We start from the raw sequence: 247 nt of genomic DNA on the forward strand, positions 1-247 counted from the left end.
CAGGACCAAACCAAACGACCATATCGGCACTGTGAACTTTTTTCACATCCGATGGCTTAAGCGCATAGTCGTGCGGTGAAGCATTGCTGTTCATTAGCACATCCGGTTGATTAACGCCTTGTGTTAATTCTGGCACAAGCATTTGAATTGGCTTAAAGCTTGTTAGAATAGTACTGGCACTTGCAACACTTGGCGTTAAAAGCAACGTAGCAAGTATAAAAGATGGACGTGACATAATTCCTCGATA

At 42.9% G+C, this 247-nt stretch carries 1 protein-coding gene; it reads right to left on the reverse strand.

What is annotated here, in order from left to right:
- On the reverse strand, positions 1-235 hold a 235-nt coding region (locus FTW16_RS01890), incomplete at its 3' end, for a metal ABC transporter solute-binding protein, Zn/Mn family (RefSeq protein ID WP_186728005.1).
- Positions 236-247 lie beyond the last annotated feature (12 nt).

Origin of the sequence: Vibrio sp. T20 (assembly GCF_007858795.1) — a bacterium.
Lineage (GTDB): Bacteria > Pseudomonadota > Gammaproteobacteria > Enterobacterales > Vibrionaceae > Vibrio > Vibrio satsumensis.